At 40.2% G+C, this 512-nt stretch carries 1 protein-coding gene; it reads right to left on the bottom strand.

Features of this window, described 5'->3' with window-relative positions; translation table 11 throughout:
- The coding region (mobQ, locus tag EGT51_RS12870) for a MobQ family relaxase (protein WP_167850216.1) at positions 1-512 on the bottom strand (512 nt) is incomplete at both ends.

Genomic DNA, 512 nt, shown 5'->3' with positions numbered 1-512 from the left:
TTATCCCAATCGACCATCAGTATCTTTCTACTCTTAGGGTACTTGCTAGTTCCGGTATACATTTTATTGCCATTCTCATCTAAAATATATTGCTTTTTACTCTTGATTCCCCATGTTCCGTCTGGGTTAAATGGTCGGTTAGTTAACATCACATGTGCGTGCGGATTATCTTGGTGGTCGCGATGAATCGCTACATCAGCTACCATGCCTTGATCAACAAAATTTTCTTGCACGTATTTTGTCAATAATTCTTTCTGTTCATCTTCGCTTAGTTCAACTGGCAAAGCCACGTTAAACTCTTTCGCATACCGAGAATTTGCTCGCCGATCTTTTCTTTCTACTTCGTTCCATAATTTTTCTCGATCACTGGCCCATTCTGGTGCATTTTTAGGAGTTAAAATAAAACTCTCTGGTATGACTGACCGAGCATAGAAATAGTGGCGACCTTCTTGATCATCAAATAATTTTTCACCACTTCGATAAGCGGCACTGGCAATCGCACTTCGTCCTTT

The organism is Levilactobacillus suantsaiihabitans, from assembly GCF_004745505.1.
GTDB lineage: Bacteria > Bacillota > Bacilli > Lactobacillales > Lactobacillaceae > Levilactobacillus > Levilactobacillus suantsaiihabitans.
Note: the sequence above shows the minus strand (reverse complement) of the source record. Positions and strands in the feature narration are given on the sequence as shown.